The sequence below is a fragment of the Xenorhabdus sp. SGI246 genome (assembly GCF_040838225.1).
GTDB classification, from domain to species: Bacteria; Pseudomonadota; Gammaproteobacteria; order Enterobacterales; family Enterobacteriaceae; genus Xenorhabdus; species Xenorhabdus indica.
Genome location: NZ_JBFPEZ010000140.1, coordinates 1 through 2,677, shown reverse-complemented (window position 1 = coordinate 2,677; position 2,677 = coordinate 1). Strand labels below are relative to the sequence as shown.

Genomic DNA, 2,677 nt, shown 5'->3' with positions numbered 1-2,677 from the left:
GTGCTGTAATTCTGCGTCGGGAATGCGAGCCATACCGATATTCCTTTAAAAACCTGTCAAGATTTATTTTGATTCGCTACACGATATATTATATAATCGTAATACGATAGTAAAGCAAGTCGTTTTAATAACACGCCTTATACTCGGAGCACTTTATGGCTGATATGACAGAAGAGATTATGCAGACCGAAGAACAGCGCCGGGCATTTGGTCAACGGCTAAAAGCATTACGTAACCAGCAACGGCGAACACAGAAAGAAGTCGCTGGCCTGATTGGATTACAGCTTTCGCAGTACAACAAGTACGAGTCCGGGATGCACATCCCACCTGCGGATAAGCTGATACAACTGGCTGAATTATTTACGACGTCGATTGATTATTTGTTATTAGGTTCGTCTGACGAGCAGTTACCGCTGAGTAATACGCGGTTAATTGAGCGGCTTAAAGCCCTTGAAGAATGCCAGCCGGAAGAGCAAGAGACAGTGATTAAACTGATTGATGCGGTGATTATGAAGAGCCGGGTTGAATCAGCGATGCGCCCGGTTGAGCAGGAGAAAGGCAGCTAAAGAGAACGCATTTTTAACGCAGCTCCGGCGCGCTTGCAACACGCCGAAGTTGCTCACCACAACCAACTAACGAGGAGTTGAATGATGGCTAAGGCGCATTCTAAGCAAAACCGTGTAGCAAATAAAGTTACAAAAACAGAACGTTATTACACCGTGGGATACGTGCCGCAAAATGACAAGGCCACTGCCCCGCCTGCGATCCACCTTAAAGGCCAATGGCTAAAAGCAGCCGGGTTTGATATTGGCGGCACACTCACCGTCAAAATAATGGATGGCTGCTTGGTGCTGATCCCTGACAGCGATGACACCCGCACCATCAAGCAACAGTACCAGCGCCAGCAAGATCAGCTCAGTGACATCAAGCTGCGGATGCGGGAGTTGATCGGGGATTATCAGGCGGATAGATAATTAAAAAGCTGGAATATTATAAAAATATTTTCAGTTTATTTAAAATAATGGCAAGCTCTATAATAAAAATACCTTTATCTTTATACGAGCCTGCCATAAAACAAATAACTTTATTGTTGACTATATGTTATGTTATAAAAAAAGGCTTCATTCTTTGTTGATTTTTTAATATATTTTTGTAACTCCGGCTTAAGCAATAATTCTTCTCTTATATGAAATTTCCTTTTTACTATTGCTGTTAAAACATCTGAAAATATTTCATCATTTTTAATAACGCTCTTTAACTTCATAATATTTCTTGAATTATTCCTCAAGACATAATATGAATAATTCATAATAATCATGTTGGATATAAATAAATTATTGGTAGATTGCCACTTATTTGTTGCTTCCACTAATGATGATACAATTTTTTTATAGTTTTCTTTATAGGCTTTAACAAAAACAGAAGGGTTTATTAAATGTAAGTTATAATCATTTAACTTTACAACCTCTTCTATATCTCTTGATTTTGTCAGTAAATCAATTACACTTAATTGAAAATCTCTAATTAAAAGAAGTAAATTTAATTCTTTATTTCCCTCATCTTGTAAAGTGTCATAAATTAAACTTATCATACTGGAAAGTTTGGATTTCTTCCCACCATGAGAATAAAAAAATATGTCACCTTCCTCAATTTTAAATCTCATATATGAATCATAATCCATACTTAATTCAAAAAGAAGAAAGCGGAACATAAAATTCTTTGTTTCATCATCTATATGATGGTTATAATCACCATTACAACAAGATAATTGTAGGACATAATAAAATATAAATAGATCCTGATTCATTCTTTCCCTATTATTAATTTGAAACAGGTAAGAAAATCTAGAAAGTATTAATATAATAGATTCACAGTCTCTCTCATTGAATCCTTTCTCAATAAATTTTTTCTTCAATTTTTTCAATGATACGAGATCATGCCAACGAGTAAAAGTAACGGCAGTGCCGTTACTTTTTTTTGCTGCAATCAGAAATAGATCTTTTTCCTCTTCTATATAGAAGATATCATCAAATACTTTCTTATAGGCTCTAACATTAAGAAAGTTTTCCAGTTTGTACGAGAATATATCATAAATATTCATTTTATGGTTTCGGACATTTTTTCCACTTACCATCTTTTCCTCTAGTTTCTATTTGGATTGATTTAATAGTTGCATTGAACTTATCCAAAATCCTAAAACCTATTCCTTTCGCTTTAGGTTCATTAGTTTTTGATAGCACTCCATCTTTGAATCCTGTTTCTTTATAATCGAATTTGGTTATATCTGTATGCTTGTTAAGTATATCTACACCATCTTTTTTGACAGTAATAACAGCACGATATTTTTCATTTCCAGGATTGCGACCCGGATTATCATCATGGTTTACCCAAACAGCCTTTTCACCATCTTTATGAGGAATAAGTCCCCCTTTTCCACCTCTGGCAGCCATTGAGCGCTGAGCTTCTAGTTTACTCATATACCGGATGATTTCGTCTTGCTTCAATCCCAGAGGGTCTACCCAGCCTGTGGGGTTATGTACATAGGCATAGGGATTAGTGCCGCCCAGCAGCCCCAACGGATCCGGCGTCAGATAGCAACTGGCCACCGGCGAGTAATACCTGAACCGATTGTAGACCAGCCCGCTCTCTTCATCCAGCCACTGGCCGGCGAATTGTA

Annotated in this window: 4 protein-coding genes; 2 read left to right on the top strand and 2 right to left on the bottom strand. The window is 37.2% G+C overall.

The window, feature by feature from the left end:
- Positions 1–155: 155 nt before the first annotated feature.
- Both ABLA85_RS18510 and ABLA85_RS18505 read left to right on the top strand, forming a co-directional pair.
- Positions 156–566 carry a helix-turn-helix domain-containing protein gene (locus ABLA85_RS18510; protein WP_285810511.1) on the top strand — a complete coding sequence of 137 codons (411 nt, stop codon included), beginning with the start codon at positions 156–158 and terminating at the stop codon, positions 564–566.
- A gap of 84 nt (positions 567–650) precedes the next feature.
- On the top strand, positions 651–974 hold the full coding sequence (locus ABLA85_RS18505) for a SymE family type I addiction module toxin (RefSeq protein WP_367965784.1): 324 nt from the start codon (positions 651–653) through the stop codon (positions 972–974).
- A gap of 110 nt (positions 975–1,084) precedes the next feature.
- Here ABLA85_RS18505 and ABLA85_RS18500 read toward each other — a convergent pair whose 3' ends face one another.
- Both ABLA85_RS18500 and ABLA85_RS18495 read right to left on the bottom strand, forming a co-directional pair.
- Positions 1,085–2,134, bottom strand: coding sequence for a hypothetical protein (locus tag ABLA85_RS18500; RefSeq protein WP_367965783.1), 1,050 nt, complete (start codon positions 2,132–2,134; stop codon positions 1,085–1,087).
- Positions 2,103–2,677: RHS repeat-associated core domain-containing protein (locus tag ABLA85_RS18495; protein WP_367965782.1), on the bottom strand; the 575-nt coding region annotated here is incomplete at its 5' end. The genes ABLA85_RS18500 and ABLA85_RS18495, both read right to left, overlap by 32 nt.